This is a genomic window from Nocardiopsis sp. LOL_012, from assembly GCF_048060475.1.
GTDB lineage: Bacteria > Actinomycetota > Actinomycetes > Streptosporangiales > Streptosporangiaceae > Nocardiopsis.
Map to the genome: position 1 here is coordinate 99,401 of NZ_JBHMIV010000003.1, position 17,763 is coordinate 117,163.

Below are 17,763 nucleotides of genomic sequence, written 5' to 3' on the forward strand. Positions count from 1 at the left end.
GGCGGCCGGGCCAACGCCATGTCGGCCCGGCCGCCGCAGCCGCCTCAGCCCCCCGTCAGGCGGGACTCGATGGCCTCGATGATGCGCGGGCGCAGCTCGGCGGCGCTGACGACGGCGTCGACCGAGCCCACCTCCACCGCGCGCCGGATGTCGTGCACCCCGTCGAACTCCGCGGCCACGTCGCCGAGCTTCTCCGCGCGCACCGACGAGCGGACCCCGTCGAGTTCGGCGGCCAGCGCCGCGCGCTCGGTGCCCGCGGCCGCCGCCACCCGGGCCTCCAGGTCCCGCACCCGCGGATCGGCCGCCGTGCGGGCCTTGACCTCCCCGGCGAAGACGACCGCGGCGGCGGGGGCGCCGCCGAGCACCGAGGCGAACGAGCCCTCCAGCGCGAGCACGGTCATGTTCGGGTTGAGGGCCTTGGAGAACACCACGAACGCTCCGCCGTGGTAGCGCGAGATCACGCAGAACACGATGGGACCGCGGAAGTTCACGATCGCCCGGCCGATCTCGGCCCCGTACTCCAACTGGAGCTTGCGCATCGACTCCGGCGAGCCGTCGAAGCCCGACAGGTTGGCGAGCACCACCAGCGGCCGGTTGCCGCTGGCCGTGTTGATCGCCCGCGCGGCCTTCTTCGACGACTGCGGGAACAGCGTGCCCGCGGTGAAGGAGTCCGGGCCGTCCGTGGGCAGGAAGCCGCGCCGGGACACCGACTTGGACTCGATGCCGAGCAGGCACACCGGCATGCCGCCCATGTGCACGTCCTGGACCACGGCGGTGTCAGCGTCGGCCATCCCCGCCCAGCGCTCCATCACCTGGTGGTCCTGGTCGGAGACGGCCCGCATCACGGTCCGGATGTCGAACGGCTTCTTGCGGTCCGGGTTGGCCTCGGCGGAGAAGATCTGGCCGACCGTGGTGAAGTCGCTGCCCTCCAGCATGTGCGGGAAGTCGCGGATGTCGCGGTCGACCGGGTCGGTGCTCTCCGTCCGCCGCGGCCGGTCCTCGCCCGGGGCGACGTAGGAGTGCTCGTAGTGCGACATGAGCACGTCGCGGGCGGCGGCCAGGTTGGGTGCCCAGTACTGGGCCTGGCCATTCGGGCCCATCACCCGGTCGTAGCCGCCGATACCGAAGTTGTCCTCGGCCGACACACCGCCGGAGAAGTCCAGCGACTGCTTGCCGGTGAGTACCATCGCCGAGTCCGGGGTCATCACCAGGACGCCCTTGGTGTGCATGAGCATGGTCGCCTCGGCGTTCCAGTACGGCTGGGCGCCGACGTTGATGCCCGCGACCACGACGTTGATCTCACCGCCGTCCTGGGTGAACTCCACGATCCGCTTGAGTGCGGCGGCCACCCAGTCCATGTTCTCGGTGCCCGACTCCATGGAGATCCGGGCGCCGGAGGAGAGCGCGTACCACTCCAGCGGCACCTCCATCCGCTCGGCGAGGTCTAGGGCGGCGATCACGCGGCGGCACTCCGGCTCTGAGAGCGCACCGAGCGACTTGGTGGGGTCGCCCAGCAGGACCACCCGGGTGACGCCCTGCGGGTGCCGCTCGGTGGGCGTGGTGACCACACCCGCGACGATCGCGGCGGTGTTGCGCCCCTTGGGTCGGTCCACCGGCACGAGCGCGTGGGTGTCGTCGAGGTCGTACTCGGTGAACGCGCCGAGCAGGTTGGTCAGCTCGTAGGGGTAGACGGTGTTGCGGGCGCTGGCGCGCAGCACCTTCTGCCGGTAGTCGTCGATCGGCTCGATCGGCTCGTCGGAGGGCGCGCCGACGACCAGCTCGGTGCCGCCGGTCGGGTCGGAGCAGATGCGGATGGCCACCTTGGTCAGCTCGCCGGTCTCCGGGTCGCGCTGGCGCGCGATGAACAGGATCTCCTCCAGCCCCGCGCCCTCGGTCGAGGGCCGCACCCGGCCCACGATCGTCTCCATCTCCTCACGGGTGAGCCCGCTCGGCGGCCAGACGTAGATGACCACCCGGTTGGTGTCGGAGCGCTTCCTGGAGGACCGGCGCGCCCGCTCGCGGCGGATGGAGTCGACACAGGCGGCCACGGTCTCCTCGGCCGTGGGCAGCGCGACGAGCCTGCCGTCCTGCTCCCGCAGTTCGGTGAGGTCGCGCACCTGGGCGAAGGCGATGAGCCGCTCGTCCGCCGGGTTCTCCTTGGCCACGCACTGGAAGAGGTAGACCTCCTCGTCCGCCGAAGGCATGCGGGTGAGGTCGAACCTGCTCAGGCGCTCCATCTGCATCCGCTGCGCGATGTAGGGGTGCAGGCCCCGGATCAGCCGGTCCTCGGCCATACCGGTGGGCGATGGGCGGAACGTGAAGTGGTGGTGCATCACCGCGCCGTCGCGCCCGGCGACGGTCGTGGTCAGCCTGCGCACCCGGTCGGGCAGCGGACGGACGCTGAGGGCCTCCTGCAACGCGGCGGCCATCGCCTCGGAGTCCTCCGGCTGCTTCTCCCAGGCCAAATAGAGGTCGGCGTCGACCTCGCCCTCGGCGGCCAATTCGGCCAGTCCGCGCAGCGCCCGGTCCAGGCCCTCGAAGCCCACGGCCGTGGAGACCACGCGCGAGTCCGCGCGCTGGGCGACCACGAACGTGCAGTCGGCGGCCTCGGTGGAGCGCACGGTGAGGCCCTTGTTGCCGTAGTACCGGCGGGTCAGCACCTCCAGCATCACGGAGTTGTCCAGGTCGGAGCGGACGAGCCGCTGGCCGAGCAGCCGCACGAGCGGCTCGGTGCTGCGCACCATCTCGGCGATGCGCTCGGCGCGGTCCGGGGCGTCGGGGTGGGCGTCCAGGTGGCGCAGGTGCCTGCGCACGTTCGCGTAGACGCGGGCGCGGTTGCGGCGCAGAACCGGCTGGCCGAACCAGGCGAAGACCACTCCGCGCGCGAGGTCGGCGACCACGGGGAAGCGGACCTGGGTGGCCGACACCAGGTGCTCCAGGGCACGGCCTGCGGTCTCCCTCAACGCCTCGTCCGGCTGCGGCTCCGCCAGCCAGGCGCGCAGCAGGGCGGTGACGGCCGAGACCTCGGTGGACACCCGCTGCTGGGCGAGGAAGATCCGGAACACCGCCGACTCCAGGTCGGTCGAGCGCTCCAGCTCGGTGACCCCGTAGTGGCCGAGCGCCTTGGCGAGCCGGTCCCGGAACGCCTCCGGCAGTCCGGCGCGTTCGGCGTCCAGGCTCTGGAGGTAGGTGTGGAAGTACTCGCGGGCGCTGTGGACGCGCTCGTCGGCGGCGGCGTCCTCGCCGGCCGGGCGGTTGCGGCTCAGTTCGGCGAGGTCGGCGAAGAGTTCGATGAGCGGGAGCTCCTCGGCCAGCGGCCGGTGTCCCTCCCCGACCGCCTCGGCGCGCGCGGCGAGGTAGTCCTGGAGCACCCGGCGCTCGTCGTAGGGGTCGGCGTCGAAGCCCAGGAGCAGGCTCCGCACGTCCTCCCGGCCGCGTGCCAGGCGCAGACGCGCGGAGGCGGCGGCATCGGAGGCGGGCAGGTCCAGTTCCACGGCCTCGGAAGCGGCGTCCTCCTCGTCCTCGCCGTCGGAGAGCGGCTCCAGGCGCAGCAGCGCCGCACCGGTCTCCACCTGGCTGCCCACGGACACGGCGCACTCCTTGAGCCGGGCCCGGAACGGTGCCCGCAGCACCGTCTCCATCTTCATGCTCTCCAGCACCAGGACCGGGGCGCCCGCCTCGACCTCGGCGCCGACCTTCAGCGGGGTGGCCACCACCAGCGCGGGCGCGGGCGAGCGCAGGACGCCGCCCTCGTCGCGACTGACACGGTGCGCCACGCCCTCCACCTCGACCATGTGCACGGGGCCATGGGTGGCGGTGAGCAGGCGGTAGGGGGTTCCGTTGACGATGATCCGGCCGGTGTGCTCGTCGAAGCGGTCGAGTTCGGCGTCGACGGTGCGGGCGTCGCCGCCCGCCTCCACCCCGACCCGGAAGCGGTGCGCACCCACGCGCGCCACCCGCACCCGGTAGCCCACGCCGCGCAGTTTGAGGTCCAGGGGACGGCCGCTCTCGTGCTGCACCTGCGGACGGCCACCGAACGCGGTGGAGAGGAGGCGCTGGCACTCGACGCGTTCCTCCTCCTCGTAGGCCTCGATGGCGGCGGCGACCAGGGCAACGGCGGAGTGCCGGTGCGTGACCAGGCCGCCCTCGGCGCGCACCCGGTCGATCCAGCCGGTGTCGGCGGTGGCCTCGATCACCTCGGGCCGGTCGAGCAGGTCGAGGACGAAGCTCTTGTTGGTGGCGCCGCCCTCGATGATCACGGTGGTCTGGGCCATCGCCCGGCGCAGGCGGCCGAGCGCCTCCTCGCGGTCGCGGCCGTAGGCGATGATCTTGGCGATCATCGAGTCGAAGTCGGCGGGGATGGTGTCGCCCTCGGCGACGCCGGTGTCCACGCGGATGCCCGGCCCCGCTGGCAGGTCCAGTCGGGCGATGCGGCCCGGGGAGGGGGCGAAGTCGCGGTCGGGGTCCTCGGCGTTGAGCCGCGCCTCGACGGCGTGGCCGCGCTCGGCGGGCGCCCTGCCTTCGAGCCTGCCGCCGGAGGCCACGTGCAACTGCGCCTTGACCAGGTCGAACCCGGTGGTGGACTCGGTGATGGGGTGCTCGACCTGGAGCCGGGTGTTGACCTCCAGGAACGCGAACATGCCGTCGCCGGGGTGGTAGAGGAACTCGACGGTGGCCGCACCCCGGTAGCCGACCGCGACGGCCAGCCGCTCGGCCGACGTCTTGAGTTCGGCGGTCTGCTCGGGGCTCAGGACCGGTGAGGCCGACTCCTCGATGATCTTCTGGTTGCGCCGCTGCACGGAGCAGTCGCGCACGCCCAGCGCCCACGCGGTCTCGCCGTCGGAGATGACCTGCACCTCGACGTGCCGGGCGTGGGTGACCAGGCGCTCCAGGAAGACGATGCCGCTGCCGAAGGCGCGGGCGGCCTCCTGGCTAGTGCGCTCGTAGGCGTCGGCGAGCTCGTCCTCGTGGTTGATCACGCGGATGCCGCGCCCGCCGCCGCCGGCGGTGGCCTTGAGCATGAGCGGGTAGCCGATCCGCGCCGCCGACGCCAGGGCGTCGTCCAGGGTCTCGACCGCGCCCCGGCTCCACGGGGCGACGGGGACGCCGACCTCCTCGGCGATCAGCTTCGCGCCGATCTTGTCGCCGAGTTTGCGCATGGCGTCGGCGCTCGGCCCGACGAAGGTGACGCCGACCCGCTCGCACAGTTCGGCGAACGCGGGGTCCTCGGCGACGAAGCCCCAGCCGACCCACGCCGCGTCGGCGCCGGTCTCCACCAGCGCGCGCTCCAGCACCTGCATGTCGAGGTAGGGACGCGCGGACGCGGGACCGAGGTCGTAGGACAGGTCCGCCTCACGGACGAACGCGGCCGTGCGGTCGACGTCGGTGTACAGGGCGACGGTCTCGATCCGGGCCCCTGTCTCCGCGGCGATGTCCCGTACGGCGTGGATGAGCCGCATGGCGGACTCTCCACGGTTGACGATGGCGACACGACTGAACACCCGATCAGGTCCTTCGCAGATAGACGACGTGTGTGCCGTCCCCGGGACGGCACTCCCCAGAGTGCAATCCTCCCGCCCGCCGACCGGTGGCGCCATGTCGGGGAGAGAGGAGTCCGGGGGGCTGTTGTTGTGGGAAACGTCCAAAAGCGGCCGGCCGTGTCCCGGTGACGGCCCGTAGGGGCACGCGGCGCAGTTTAAGGCCTCCGAACAGTGCGGATGTCCACGGCCGGGGGTCGTGGTGCCCCAAGTCTCGCACCGTCCCCGCCCGGAGTCAGGGCCTGGGGGCGCTTCGAGCAGGACCGGAGAAGGGGGGAGGCCGATTCGGGCATCAGGGTGACTTGTCTACAAGAAGCGCACCGGCGGTAGTCAGCCTGTCGATCCCAGCGATTGAATAGCCCTTGACTCAAAGATGAGGTGCGATGGCTGGAGACCGCTTGTGGACGTGGAGCTGGTACACGACGCCGGCCGGCAACGATGTCGTGCGCGATGAGATCGACAAGACATTCAAGAAGCTCCCCCGTGCCCCCAAGGTCGAGCTTGCCGAGCTGATGGAACGTATCGCAAGAGGCGAGACCCTGCGCTCTGACGTGACGGACCTGCGTAATGGGCTGTTGGAAGCGAGACTCTCCTACCAAGGCATGCAGTTCCGTCTGTACTTCGGCAAGAACCAGCGCGGACTGGTGCTGCTGGCGCTGAAATTCCAGCGGAAGGGGGGCCAGGGAGCACAGAAACGCGAGATCAGGAAAGCCAGGGACAGGCTGGCCGACGCCAAGCGCCGCGATATATGCTGAACCCTATAGGAGGTGTGCTGGCATGGATCAGAACATCGCTGACCTGCTGGGAATCGACCCAGCGGACCCCGAGGTCCAACGCGAGCAAGCAGCGGTGGCCCGGGACATGGACCTGATCAAGGCACTGGTCGAGATCCGCCGCAAGCGAGGGCTCACACAACAGCAGGTGGCTGAACGTATGGGCTGCAGCCAGCCGGGGGTATCCGATTTCGAGCGCTTGGGTGGTGACCCGCACCTCTCCACCATCCGGCGATACGCCCTAGCCGTCGGTGTCCGAGTGGAGCACACGGTGTCGAACGAAGCGGCGCTTCCCAAGGCCGCCGAGGCGGCGCCACGGGTCGGGGGCTCTTTGGTCTGGGTTCGCCGCCATCTGAGCGCCACCCAACCCCATCAGGCCAAAGACAACCGAGCGCCGATTCCTCAGCCGCTGGGGCGGGGCTGGTCCACCGGTAGGCGGGTGCAGGTGTGAGCACCCCTGTCCGTCTGGATACAGCGGACGCGCTCCGCTCTCACCTGCGGATCAGAGAGACCGTCTTCTTCGAGGTGCACGGTAAGCGCCATGAGGACAGTGAGCCGAGCGACTCGAAGACGGTTCGGACCACTCAGGTGATGTACGCGCATAATGAGGGAGCGACCACCGAGGCGTTCTCCGTGAGACTGCGCACCGACCTCGTCACACCAGAGGCCTCTTTTGTCACGGACTGCGCCATCTTCTTCTCCGCTGAGGAGCCGTTCTCCTTCAGCGAAGAGGCGGTCAACGGGTTCATGGCCACCACAGGGGTCCAGTTGCTCGACGCCCATACCCGAGAAGCCATCGAACAGACAGCGGTACGCCTTCGGGTGAAACGCCCTCAGCTCGGATTCCCCCCTCTCACGGGTGCGGCTCTGGCTGAGGGCGAGGAAGAGGAGTTGTAGAGCCTTCGGTCAAGGGCGTCTCCCCATAGGGCACACCGCTGCCCGAGGCCGCTCGGCCCAGAGTCGGACCGCTCCGCCGCCGGGGTTCGCCCTGAGGCGAACCTGAGGCCCGGGGTTCGCCCTGAGGCGAACCTCGGCCCCCTGCCGGAGGTGGCCAGGAAGGCGGCCGAAGCGTCCGCCGCCGCAGTCCCCCGCCGACGGGCGGTCGGGGGCACTCCCAGCACTTCCGGGCTCCCTACGGGCTCCCAAGGCCCGAAGAACACCGAAGGGCGCCCCTCCCGCAGGAGGGGCGCCCAGGTGAGGCACGGTAGGCCCCCAGGGGCTCGAACCCTGAACCCACGGATTAAAAGTCCGCTGCTCTACCGATTGAGCTAGAGGCCCGCGCCGCAGCGCGGCTCGGGGCATGTCCCCGGCGCTCGCCGGGGCCAACTCTACCGCAGCAGCAACGGATCTGGGCTTTCGGTTCGTTCAGGGCAACGCGCGGGCCTTCCCCGCCACGGTCCCGTCCGGTTTCGGACGGGACCGCCGTTCGTTACAGCACGTGAATTGCTACACATTGCGAAATTTTGCAGCCGATGCAACTATAGGGGGACTGGAAGGGGGCACACCATGGGGCTGCGCGAACGCAAGAAGCAGGCCACCCGCCGTGCGCTCCAGGAGGCCGCGGTCGGGCTCACCCTGAAGCACGACCTGGAGAACGTGACCGTGGAGGAGATCGCCGCGGCGGTCGACGTGTCCCCGCGCACGTTCTTCAACTACTTCTCCACCAAGGAAGAGGCCGTCCTCGGCAACGCCCCGCTCTCCCCGGACGAGGAGTCCCGGGAGGTGTTCACCGCGGGAGGTCCCACAGGGGACTTCGTCAACGACCTCACCCACCTGATCACCGCCTCCTTCGTCAGTTGGGAGGACGTCACCGCGCACCGCACGCTCATGCGGCTCCGCAAGCAGATCCTGGAAAGGGAACCGCAGTTGGCGACCCGGGCGTTCGCGCAACTGCACGGTGCGGAGGAGGGCCTGGGCCGGACCATCGCCCAGCGCCTGGGCTCCGCTCCCGGGGACGCCCGACCGCAACTGATCGCCGCGACCGCCATGTCGGTCATGCGCCACACCATGAAACGGCTCGACTTCCACGAGGGGGAGGACGCCGAGCACGTGCGTGCCCGGCTCCGCGAGGGGTTCCACCACCTCAGCGAGGTCTACGCGCCGTCCTCCGACTGACCCGCCTCGCACCGCTTCCCGCCCCGGAGCCGACCGGGGTTCCTTCCCATGGCTAACGGAGGCCCCATGACCACCACCGACGCACCCCCCGACCAAGGCGCACCCCGTACCCGGCTGCGCTGGATCTTCCTCGCGGTCATCCTGACCGTGCTGCTGGGCGCGCTCGACCAGACGATCGTGTCCACGGCGCTGCCCACCATCGTGGGCGAACTCAACGGCCTGGAGCACCTCTCCTGGGTCGTGACCGCCTACATCCTCGCGGCCACCGTGGGCATGCCCATCTACGGCAAGGCCGGCGACCTCTTCGGCCGCCGCAACGTCTACCTCTTCGCCATCGTGGTCTTCCTCGTGGGCTCGGTCCTGTGCGGGCTGGCCCAGAGCATGCCCCAGCTCATCGCCTTCCGCGCCGTCCAGGGCATCGGCGGCGGCGGTCTGATCATCAGCGCGCAGGCGATCATCGGCGACGTGGTGCCCCCGCGCGATCGCGGGAAGTACATGGGGATCGTCGGCGCCGTGTTCGGCCTGGCGTCGGTCATCGGCCCGCTGGCGGGCGGCTTCTTCACCGACCACCTCGACTGGCGCTGGATCTTCTACATCAACCTGCCGCTGGGAGCCGTCGCCCTGTTCACGGCGGCCACACTGCTCCACCTGCCCAAGCCGGACGGCCCGCGACCCAAGCTCGACTACCTGGGGACCGTCCTCCTGGCCGCGACCAGCGTCTGCCTGGTCCTGTGCACCAGTTGGGCCGGGTCGGAGTACGACTGGGTCAGCCCGCAGATCCTGGGACTGGCGGCCGCCTCCGTGGTCTGCGCGGTCGCGTTCGTGTTCGTCGAGCGCCGGGCGGCCGAACCCATCCTCCCGCTCCGGCTGTTCCGCGACCGCAACTTCGTCATGACGGCCCTGGTGGGCATCACCGTGGGGATCGCCATGTTCTCCACCATCGCCTACATGCCCACGTTCCTCCAGATGGTGGGCGGCGCCACCGCCACCGAGTCGGGGCTGCGGATGATCCCCATGGTGGTCGGCATGCTCATCACCAACATCGGGACCGGGCGCCTGATCAGCGCCACCGGCCGCTACAAGCACTGGCCGATCCTGGGCACGCTCATCATGCCGGTCGGGGTCCTCATGCTCTCGCGGATGGACAGCGAGACCTCCTACCCCTACATCGCCGCGGCGCTGTTCATCTTCGGGATCGGCCTGGGCATGGTCATCCAGAACCTCGTCCTCATCGTGCAGAACTCGGTACCCCGGCGCGACCTGGGGGCGGCGACCTCGGCGAACAACTACTTCCGCCAGATCGGAGCCTCCTTCGGCATCGCCGTGTTCGGTTCGATCTTCGTCTCCCGCCTCAACGAGCGGGTGGCCGGCCTGCCGGGTGACGCGCCCGCCTTCGAGGGCGGCGAGGTCGGGATCAGCTCCATGACCCCGGAGATGCTCCAGGCCCTGCCCGACCCCGTGCGCGCGCTCATCGTGGAGGCGTTCTCCGGGGCGCTGCCGCCGGTGTTCGTCTACGCCGTGCCGATCGTGCTCGCGGGCTTCGTGCTCTCCTGGTTCATCGAGGAGCGGCCGCTGGCCACCAGCATCGGCGACGCTCCGAAGTCCGAGGGCCCGTAGGAGAACGACACCGCCGCAGCGGGCTGACCATACGTTTTCGCCGAACTCGGAACCATCAGCGCCTCCGTGCCGTCTCACCTGGCACGGGGGCGCACTGGAACCGCCTCAGGAGCACCCGGGGAGGTGCCGGAGGGGGATGTCAGGGACGGTCCAGGGCTGTCCCCGATGGGAATCGTCAGTAAGGGAGGGCAGTCTGGAGACATGAACGAGATGACCCGGGCCAAGCGCCTCGAACGCAGTGACACCGACCGCTTCCTCACGGGGGTGTGCGGCGGTATGGCCGCCTTCGCCGGCATCGACGCCACGATCGTCCGACTCGCCTTCGTGGTCTTCACGCTCCTGGGCGGCGGCGCGTTCGTGTACATCCTCGCCTGGCTGCTCATGCCCGCCGAGAGTGAGAGCAACTCCCTGCTGCAAGAGATCATCCGCAACTTCCAAGGAAAGCCGAACCAGTGATGTGGACCATTCGCTCCCAGCCGGGGTGGAAGCCCCGTGAACTGCGTGTCCCCCGCGAGGACCGCGAGAACGACGAGACCCGCGACACCGCCGCCGGGGGCGGCTCGGAGCGCTGAGCACCCACGCACCGCCCCCGGCCGGCCGCGGGCTCCGTCAGGCGTCGGAGTCGAGTTCGTCCAGCCTCACGTGCCGCAGCGTCCACAGGACCACGACGCCCAGCGGCAGCAGGATCAGCGCGGTGACCCCGTATCCCGCCTGGACCGCCGCAGAGAAGGCCGACCGGGCCGCCTCCAGCAGCTCGGCCGCGGCCGTCCCGGTGAGGGAGTCGGCCACGGCGGTCGCGCCGCCGATGCTCTCCCCGGCCCGGCCGAGCGCTTCGGGCGGCACGTCCGCGGAAGCGCCGTCCGCCAGCCGCTGCCGGTAGACCACCGCCGCCAGGCTTCCCAGCAGGGCCAGTCCGAGCGCGGTCCCCAGACCGCCGGCGACGTCGCCCATGGCCGCGGCCGAACCGGTGCCCCGCACCGGCGCGGAGGCGATCACCAGGTTGTAGCCCAGGGTGAACATCGGCCCCAGGGCGAGCGCGACCACCACGGCGCACACGATCACGTGCACGGTGTCCCCGCCGCGCAGGGCCAGCACCATGGCCGCCGCCCCGGCGCCCGCCGACAGCAGCGCGCAGCCCATGACGGAGCCGGGGCGCATCCACCGGTTGAGCAGGGTGGGGAGCATCCCGCCGATGATGGAGCCCAGTGCGGGGGCGATCAGGAGAAGCCCGGCCTGCCCGGGTGAGAGGCCCTGCACAGACTGGAGGTACTGGGACAGCAGCATCTCGACTCCGCCCGCTCCGATGAGCATCAGCAGCATGGCGGCGAGCGACACCGTGAACGCGGGCGCGGCGAACAGCCTGAGGTCGAGCAGCGGTTCGGGAACGCGCAACTGGCGCCGGACGAACGCCGTGCCGAGCGCGACGCCCACCGCGATACTCAGCGCGTACGGCCACAGCGGCGCCTCGGACGCCGAGGCACGGTGGTCGGCGATCTCCTGGAACCCGAAGATCACCGTGACGACCGCGGCCACCGAGAGCAGGGCGCCGAAGAGGTCGGGGCGGCCGACGGCACCGGTGGTGTCGCCGCCCACGCGCGGCAGGAGGGGGAGCCCCAGCAGCAGGACCACGGCGAAGGGCACGTTGATGAGGAACACCGCACCCCACCAGAAGTACTCCAGGAGCACCCCGCCCAGCGGTGGGCCGAGCGCCATCCCGGCGGAGAAGGAGCTCATGATCACCGCGATGGCGACGGAGAACCGCCGGGGGTCGGGGAACATCACGCGCAGCAGCGAGGTGGCGCTGGGCAGCAGGGAGGCGGCGGCCACGCCCATCAGCGCCCGGGTGGCGATGAGCATGACCGGGTCCCAGGCGAGGGCGGCGACGAGGGAGGCCGTCCCGTATACGCTGACACCGATCACCAGGAGCCGCCTGTAGCCGATCCGCGACCCCAGCCACCCCATGGTGAGCACCGTTCCCACCTGGAGGAACGAGGCCACGTGCAGGATCCACAGGAGCTGGGTGCTGCTCGGGGCCAGGTCGGCGGCGATGGAGGGCTGTGCTAGGAAGAGGACGGTCATGTCCGTCGCGGACATGAGCAGGGGCAGTGTCAGCACGGCCAGGCCGAGCCAGGCACGCCAGGTAGTGGTTCGGGGGATTTCGGTCACCACGCCGGTCTCCAAGTGTCAAAAGGGTCATTGTCGACCTGACAACGAGCATTCAGCACATCATGTGACTAATGCTGACAAATAAGACGTGACATGCGCCACGAAACTCTAAGTCACACATGTCACGACGTGGGACGAAGTGTCGAAGAGTCGTTCACTCTGTTCACACCAGTGGTCTACCTCCCCACCAGAGGACCTTCCGTACACTATGGTCTGCTCGCATGGGGAACGCACTGAGGAACGCACCGACGACGAGCACGGACGGGATCACCACCCCCGAACCCGCCGAAACGCTTTCCGAATTCCTCGGCGTCCCGCTGGCACCACGTGACTTCACGCTGAAGGACGGGATAAGGGTGGGGGTCGACTACGCGGACACCGACCGGAGAACCCCGACCGTACTCGCCCAGGGCTACCTCCACTGGGGGCAGGTCAAGTCCGCCCACCGCAACAAGGTCATCGCGGACGCCTTCAAGCTCGCGTGGCTGCGCGACACCAGGTTCCCCGAGGCTCGCGCCCTCCTGGTGTTGAGTACACCCTTCACCCGTCTACTGGGAAGCGGCGCGTGGCTCCCCTCGGCGCTCGCCTCGTACCACATCCACGTCCTCATCATGGACCAGAACCGAAATATCCAGCTATCGGATACGACCAAGTGACCAATACCCCGCTATGAGCCCATCCTTTTCGTCTACACTTGCCGAGTCAACGACTCCCGCGGGCCGTCGACAACCCTGCTTCCGCCCGCTCTCCGTCGAAGGCTCAGGCGCCATGCCTGAGGTGTCCTGTATGGAGGGTGTGCGCGTGGGCTCTTCCCATGTGGTCGCGTCGACACGTGGTCCCCGCTCGGGCCCACGCGCTCTCTCCTGCGTCGACCAGAGCCCGCCGTCGCGCCCCGAGCGGACGCGAACCGGCACCGCGGCCACCGCGGACGGCCGGGCGGACCACGGATTCACCCGGAACGCCCCCCTCTTGGCGCGCCCATGATCGACGCAGCCCATCGCCTTCCCCTTCGGCATGCCCCCGCACACCCCAGCGGCCGCCGACAGCACGAGCCCGTCCCTGAGGAGCAGCCATGACCTCGCCCTCCCCCACAGCCCGCTCGACCGACATACGCGAGGAACCAGGGGCCCTACGCGACGGCCTGGCCCACATGGCCACCTCGGTCAGCGTGGTCACCACCGAGATCTCCACCGGCCGCCACGGCTTCACCGCCAACAGCGTCGTGTCCGTCTCGGCGGAGCCGCCGCTGATCGCCGTCTTCCTGGCCACCAAGGCCGAGTGCCACGAGGCCTTCTCGCACACCGAGACCCTGGCCGTGAACGTCCTGGCCGACGGCCAGGAGGGCCTGGCCAGGGTCTTCGCCACCAGGGGCGCCGACAAGTTCGCCGCCACCGGGTTCGTCCCAGGCGACCTGGGCGCCCCCGTCCTCCCCGAAGCCGCCCTCGTGCTGGAGGGAACCGTCCACTCCCTCCAGCACGCGGGCGACCACACGATGATCCTCGCCGAGGTCTCCCGCGTCCGGCGCCACGACGCCGAACCGCTGGTGTACCAGGGGCGCCGCTTCCGTCGCCTGGGGGCAGCGTGAACGAGAGCATCACCGTCAGAGGACTGACCAAGACCTACGAAGGCGCCCTGGCACCGGTCCTCGACGACATCGATCTGACCATCCCCCGAGGACACTTCGTCAGCCTCATCGGCCCCAGCGGCTGCGGCAAGTCCACGCTCCTGCGCGTCATCGCCGGACTGGAGGGCTTCGACTCCGGCCGGGCGGCCCTCTTCGGCTCCACACCGCGGCAGATGTGCGCGGCCAAGGCGGTAGGGCTCGTCCCGCAGACACCGGCCCTCCTGCCCTGGCTGAACGTGCGGCGCAACGTGTCGCTCCCCTCCCGGGTCAACCGGAGGGCGGGCCGGGGCAGCGAGAACCCCGAATCCCTGCTGGAACTGGTCGGGCTGGCCGACGCCGCCCGCAAGTACCCCCACGAACTGTCCGGCGGCATGCAGCAGCGCGTCGCCATCGCTCGCGCGTTCGGTATGCGCCCGGACCTGCTGCTCATGGACGAGCCCTTCTCCGCGCTGGACGAGTTCACCCGTGAGGCCCTCCAGTGGCACCTGCTGAGCCTGTGGGAGCGCATGTCCACAACTGTGGTGTTCGTCACCCACTCGGTGCGCGAGGCGATCACCCTCTCGGACGAGATCGTGGTGATGTCGGCCCGCCCCGGGCGTGTGCACGAGGTCCTGCCCGTCGACCTCCCCCGCCCGCGCGACGGCGGCGAGGTGGCCGGGCCGCGCGCGCGTGCACTGGAGGAGCGGGTACGCGCCTCCCTCCAGGACGCCTGGCAGGCCGGCGCCGCCCCCGACGACCTGATTCCCCAGTGACGGGAGGAGAGAACGTGGCCACCATCAGTACCTCCGAGGGCGCGAACAGAGCCCCCTCGCCCACGGGTCCCGTACCCGGCAAGCGCCGCCGGCTTCGCGACTCCCCCCTCCGGCCCGGAATGTGGCTGCCCACGGTCGTCGCCGTGGCCCTGGTCGCCGCCGGGTGGACCTACATCGCCGAGACGCAGCCCTATGTCCTGCCGAGGCTGCCCGACGTGGGCGCGACACTCGCCGACGACCCCCTGGCGTTCCTGGGCAACGCCTGGTCGACGCTGAGCATCGCGCTCATGGGCGTTGCCTGGGGCGCCGGGCTGGCGTTCGGCCTGTCCCTGCTCATGTCCGAGATCCCGGTGCTGCGGCGGGCGATCATGCCGCTCGCCGTGGTCCTGAACGTCACCCCGGTGATCGCCGTCGCCCCCGCCCTGGTGGTGGCGTTCGGCTTCGGCCTGGCCCCGAAGGTGATCGTCACGGCGATCATCACGTTCTTCCCGGTCCTGATCAACGTCACGACGGGGCTACGCTCGGTCCCCGTACCGGTGATGCACGTGTTCAGCACACTGCACGCCTCCCGGATGGAGATCCTGTTCAGACTCCGCGTCCCCAGTTCCCTCCCCTACGCCATGGCCGCCCTGCGCGTGGTCCTGCCCCTGTCCATCGTGGGCGCCGTCGTCGCCGAGTTCGTCGCCGCCGGCTCCTCCCAGGGGCTGGGCACCATGATCCGCAACTCGGCGGCGATGGGCCAACTGTCCTACGTCTACGCGGCCGTCATCTGCCTGGCGGCGATGGGCGTACTGATGCTTGCGTTCACCACCCTCCTCGAACGCAGGCTGCTGTTCTGGCACGAGTCACAGCGGTAACCCCTCACTCCTCCACCATGATCGGAGCAACACCGGCATGCCCTCCTCCACCCCCACCTCCCCCCGCCGTTCCCGGTACATACGCGGCGCGGCCGGCGCGGCCGCGGCCCTCCTCCTGACCTCGGCGTGCGGCGGGGCCCAGGACGAACCGGAGGCGGCGGAGGCCGCTTCCGTCATCGACGACGAGCGCTGCGCGACCAACGAGGCCGCGGGGACCATCACCTACCTCACCGGCTTCCAGTACCAGTCCTCGGTGAGCATCCTGGAGCCCATCGCCGCGCAGGCCCTGGGCTACTTCGACGCCCTGTGCCTGGACGTGGAGATCCAGCCCGGCGACGGCAACACCATCGGCAACGCCCAGACCGTCGCCGCCGGCACCTCCCAGTTCACCTCGCTGGGCAACGAGGCCGAGATCCTCCAGGCCAACAACGCCGGCAGCGACGTCATCGGGGTGGCCACCTACGGCCACGTGCCCATCGCCACCCTGCTGACCGGCCCCGACATCGAGGACCTCACCGACCTCGAAGGCACCACCCTGGGCCACAAGGGCATGCTCCCCGCACCCGTCGAGGCCATGCTCAACGCCGCCGGGGTCGACATGAGCCAGATCGAGCAGGTGGAGGTGGGCTACGACCCCTCCGTCCTGCCCCGCGGCCAGGTGCAGTCCCTGACCGCCTTCCGCTCCAACGAGCCCTTCCAGTTGGAGGCCATGGGCGAGGACTACACCGCCTGGATGCCGGAGGACTACCAGGTGGTGGGCTCCTTCGGCGTGATGGCCACCAGCCCCGACTTCGCCGAGGCCAACCCGACGGTCGTGGAGGACTTCCTGCGCGCCATGTCGCGGGCCTTCGACTACTGCGTCGAGAACGGCCGCGAGTGCGTCGAGTACGCCGCCGAGCTCGGCGGCGCCGAGTACGACGTCGACCACAACCTCCGGGTCTGGGAGGCGGAGAGCCAGTTGGCCATCGCCTCCACGTCCGAGAACACCCCGGTCGGCTACATCGACCTGGCCCTGACCGAGGCCGAGGGCAGGACCCTCGTGGAGTACGAGCAGTTGGAGAAGCTGCCCGACCTGGAGCTGCTCTTCGAGCCCAAGTACCTGGTGTCGGTGCACACGCTGGGCACCGTGACCTGGCCCGGCGGGACCGAGATCGAGGACATGGCCGAGGAGCAGGCCCAACAGTAATGACCGAACACGGAAGCGACTGAGGAACGACATGTCAGAACCAGGTGTGCCGGAGCCGACCGAGTACGGCCTCTTCCTGCCGATCGGCAACGGAGGCTGGATCCTCTCCGAGACCGCCCCCCACCCCGAGGCGGACTACGAGGAGAACAAGAGGGCCGCCGTCACCGCGGAGAGGCACGGCTTCGACTTCGTCATGTCCATGGGCAAGTGGCGCGGCTACGACGGGTCCACGGACCACTGGGGCCGCACGCTGGAGTCCATGACCATGATGTCGGGGCTCGCCGAGGCCACGGAGCGGGTCAAGGTGTGGTCGACGGTCCACACCAACCTGTTCCATCCGGCTCTGACCGCGAAGATGTTCACCACCCTCCAGCAGATCAGCGGCGGCAGGGCCGGGATGAACATCGTCGTCGGCTCCTACGTGGACGAGTTCGCGCAGATGGGCCTGTGGCGGGAGGACATCGACCACGCCGCCCGCTACCGGTACACGGACGAGTGGACGCACGTCCTCAAGCGCCTGTGGACCGAGGACTCGGTGACCCACGACGGTGAGTTCTTCCACCTGGACGACTGCCGGTCGCGACCGCACCCCGACCCGATGCCGACGCTGATCAGCGCGGGCCGTTCCGACACCGGCCTGAACTTCCAGTCCAGGCACTGTGACGGCTCCTTCCTGACGGCGCAGACCCTGGACGGCCTGCGCGACGCCAGCCGCGACGTCCGCGGTCGGGCCCGGAAGGAGGGGCGCAGCATCAAGACCTACTCGATGCTGACCGTGGTCATGGACGAGACCGACGCCGCCGCCGAGGCGCGGCGCCAGGAGTTCGGCCGCGGTATCGACACCGACGCCGCCGTCAACATGAAGCGCTCCTGGGGCCTGCCCCTCGACAAGGCACTGTCCCTGACCGCGGAGAACCCCGCGGACGAGGTTTTCCAGGCCCCGTTCGTCACCGGCTCTCCCGACACGGTGACCAAGCGTGTCCAGGAACTCGTGGCCGCCGCCGAACTGGACGGCCTCATGCTGATCTTCCCGGACTACAAAGCCGATCTGGAGGCGTTCGGCGAACAGGTCATGCCGCGTCTGCGCCCGGACGCGTGAACCGGCCGACCCGCGACGCGGTTTCCTCCCGTGCCAG

Annotated in this window: 14 protein-coding genes and 1 tRNA gene; 12 read left to right on the forward strand and 3 right to left on the reverse strand. The window is 70.0% G+C overall.

All coding sequences use genetic code 11. The features are described from left to right. Positions 1-44: 44 nt before the first annotated feature. Positions 45-5,501 carry a carboxyl transferase domain-containing protein gene (locus ACFHWE_RS03075; RefSeq protein ID WP_416599004.1) on the reverse strand — a complete coding sequence of 1,819 codons (5,457 nt, stop codon included), beginning with the start codon at positions 5,499-5,501 and terminating at the stop codon, positions 45-47. A 419-nt stretch (positions 5,502-5,920) separates the two neighbouring features. Between ACFHWE_RS03075 and ACFHWE_RS03080 the strand changes: the two genes are divergently transcribed. From ACFHWE_RS03080 to ACFHWE_RS03090, 3 genes are read left to right on the forward strand one after another with little or no spacing between them, the layout of a single operon-like run. Beyond that, positions 5,921-6,292: a type II toxin-antitoxin system RelE/ParE family toxin gene (locus ACFHWE_RS03080; protein WP_416599006.1), complete on the forward strand. Its 372-nt coding sequence runs from the start codon at positions 5,921-5,923 to the stop codon at positions 6,290-6,292. A gap of 22 nt (positions 6,293-6,314) precedes the next feature. Further along, the gene (locus ACFHWE_RS03085) at positions 6,315-6,761 is read left to right on the forward strand and encodes a helix-turn-helix domain-containing protein (RefSeq protein ID WP_416599007.1); all 447 of its coding nucleotides are present in this window, start codon (positions 6,315-6,317) and stop codon (positions 6,759-6,761) included. Further along, positions 6,758-7,207: a hypothetical protein gene (locus ACFHWE_RS03090; protein WP_416599009.1), complete on the forward strand. Its 450-nt coding sequence runs from the start codon at positions 6,758-6,760 to the stop codon at positions 7,205-7,207. Before ACFHWE_RS03085 ends, ACFHWE_RS03090 begins: the two co-directional genes overlap by 4 nt. 308 nt (positions 7,208-7,515) lie before the next feature. Here the strand turns inward: ACFHWE_RS03090 and ACFHWE_RS03095 are convergent. Next, positions 7,516-7,588 (reverse strand) — tRNA-Lys (locus ACFHWE_RS03095). 228 nt (positions 7,589-7,816) lie between these two features. Here ACFHWE_RS03095 and ACFHWE_RS03100 point away from each other — a divergent pair. From ACFHWE_RS03100 to ACFHWE_RS03110, 3 genes are all read left to right on the forward strand, one after another. Next, the gene (locus tag ACFHWE_RS03100; RefSeq protein WP_416599011.1) at positions 7,817-8,425 is read left to right on the forward strand and encodes a TetR/AcrR family transcriptional regulator; all 609 of its coding nucleotides are present in this window, start codon (positions 7,817-7,819) and stop codon (positions 8,423-8,425) included. 66 nt (positions 8,426-8,491) lie between these two features. Further along, positions 8,492-10,042 carry an MDR family MFS transporter gene (locus ACFHWE_RS03105; protein WP_416599012.1) on the forward strand — a complete coding sequence of 517 codons (1,551 nt, stop codon included), beginning with the start codon at positions 8,492-8,494 and terminating at the stop codon, positions 10,040-10,042. 201 nt (positions 10,043-10,243) lie between these two features. Next, entirely contained in the window at positions 10,244-10,498 is a 255-nt protein-coding gene (locus ACFHWE_RS03110) for a PspC domain-containing protein (RefSeq protein ID WP_416599013.1), read from the forward strand. 153 nt (positions 10,499-10,651) lie between these two features. On the opposite strand, the gene ACFHWE_RS03115 is transcribed toward ACFHWE_RS03110, so the two are convergent. Next, positions 10,652-12,211 carry an MFS transporter gene (locus tag ACFHWE_RS03115; RefSeq protein WP_416599014.1) on the reverse strand — a complete coding sequence of 520 codons (1,560 nt, stop codon included), beginning with the start codon at positions 12,209-12,211 and terminating at the stop codon, positions 10,652-10,654. Between the two features lie 218 nt (positions 12,212-12,429). On the opposite strand from ACFHWE_RS03115, the gene ACFHWE_RS03120 reads away from it, so the two are divergent. From ACFHWE_RS03120 to ACFHWE_RS03145, 6 genes are all read left to right on the forward strand, one after another. Beyond that, positions 12,430-12,864: a hypothetical protein gene (locus tag ACFHWE_RS03120; RefSeq protein ID WP_416599015.1), complete on the forward strand. Its 435-nt coding sequence runs from the start codon at positions 12,430-12,432 to the stop codon at positions 12,862-12,864. A 416-nt stretch (positions 12,865-13,280) separates the two neighbouring features. Beyond that, entirely contained in the window at positions 13,281-13,793 is a 513-nt protein-coding gene (locus ACFHWE_RS03125; protein ID WP_416599016.1) for a flavin reductase family protein, read from the forward strand. Continuing rightward, entirely contained in the window at positions 13,790-14,584 is a 795-nt protein-coding gene (locus ACFHWE_RS03130) for an ABC transporter ATP-binding protein (protein WP_416599018.1), read from the forward strand. The genes ACFHWE_RS03125 and ACFHWE_RS03130 overlap by 4 nt, the downstream gene beginning before the upstream one ends. A 23-nt stretch (positions 14,585-14,607) precedes the next feature. Then, on the forward strand, positions 14,608-15,441 hold the full coding sequence (locus ACFHWE_RS03135) for an ABC transporter permease (protein ID WP_416599116.1): 834 nt from the start codon (positions 14,608-14,610) through the stop codon (positions 15,439-15,441). A 37-nt stretch (positions 15,442-15,478) separates the two neighbouring features. After that, positions 15,479-16,627 carry an ABC transporter substrate-binding protein gene (locus tag ACFHWE_RS03140; RefSeq protein WP_416599019.1) on the forward strand — a complete coding sequence of 383 codons (1,149 nt, stop codon included), beginning with the start codon at positions 15,479-15,481 and terminating at the stop codon, positions 16,625-16,627. Between the two features lie 31 nt (positions 16,628-16,658). Beyond that, complete coding sequence (locus ACFHWE_RS03145; protein ID WP_416599020.1) at positions 16,659-17,726, forward strand: LLM class flavin-dependent oxidoreductase; 1,068 nt, start codon at positions 16,659-16,661, stop codon at positions 17,724-17,726. Positions 17,727-17,763 lie beyond the last annotated feature (37 nt).

Coding starts and splice junctions, on each gene's coding strand:
- ACFHWE_RS03080 (WP_416599006.1), top strand. CDS start 5,921: ATGGCTGGAGACCGCTTGTGGACGTGGAGCTGGTACACGACGCCGGCC.
- ACFHWE_RS03085 (WP_416599007.1), top strand. CDS start 6,315: ATGGATCAGAACATCGCTGACCTGCTGGGAATCGACCCAGCGGACCCC.
- ACFHWE_RS03100 (WP_416599011.1), top strand. CDS start 7,817: ATGGGGCTGCGCGAACGCAAGAAGCAGGCCACCCGCCGTGCGCTCCAG.
- ACFHWE_RS03105 (WP_416599012.1), top strand. CDS start 8,492: ATGACCACCACCGACGCACCCCCCGACCAAGGCGCACCCCGTACCCGG.
- ACFHWE_RS03110 (WP_416599013.1), top strand. CDS start 10,244: ATGAACGAGATGACCCGGGCCAAGCGCCTCGAACGCAGTGACACCGAC.
- ACFHWE_RS03120 (WP_416599015.1), top strand. CDS start 12,430: ATGGGGAACGCACTGAGGAACGCACCGACGACGAGCACGGACGGGATC.
- ACFHWE_RS03125 (WP_416599016.1), top strand. CDS start 13,281: ATGACCTCGCCCTCCCCCACAGCCCGCTCGACCGACATACGCGAGGAA.
- ACFHWE_RS03140 (WP_416599019.1), top strand. CDS start 15,479: ATGCCCTCCTCCACCCCCACCTCCCCCCGCCGTTCCCGGTACATACGC.
- ACFHWE_RS03145 (WP_416599020.1), top strand. CDS start 16,659: ATGTCAGAACCAGGTGTGCCGGAGCCGACCGAGTACGGCCTCTTCCTG.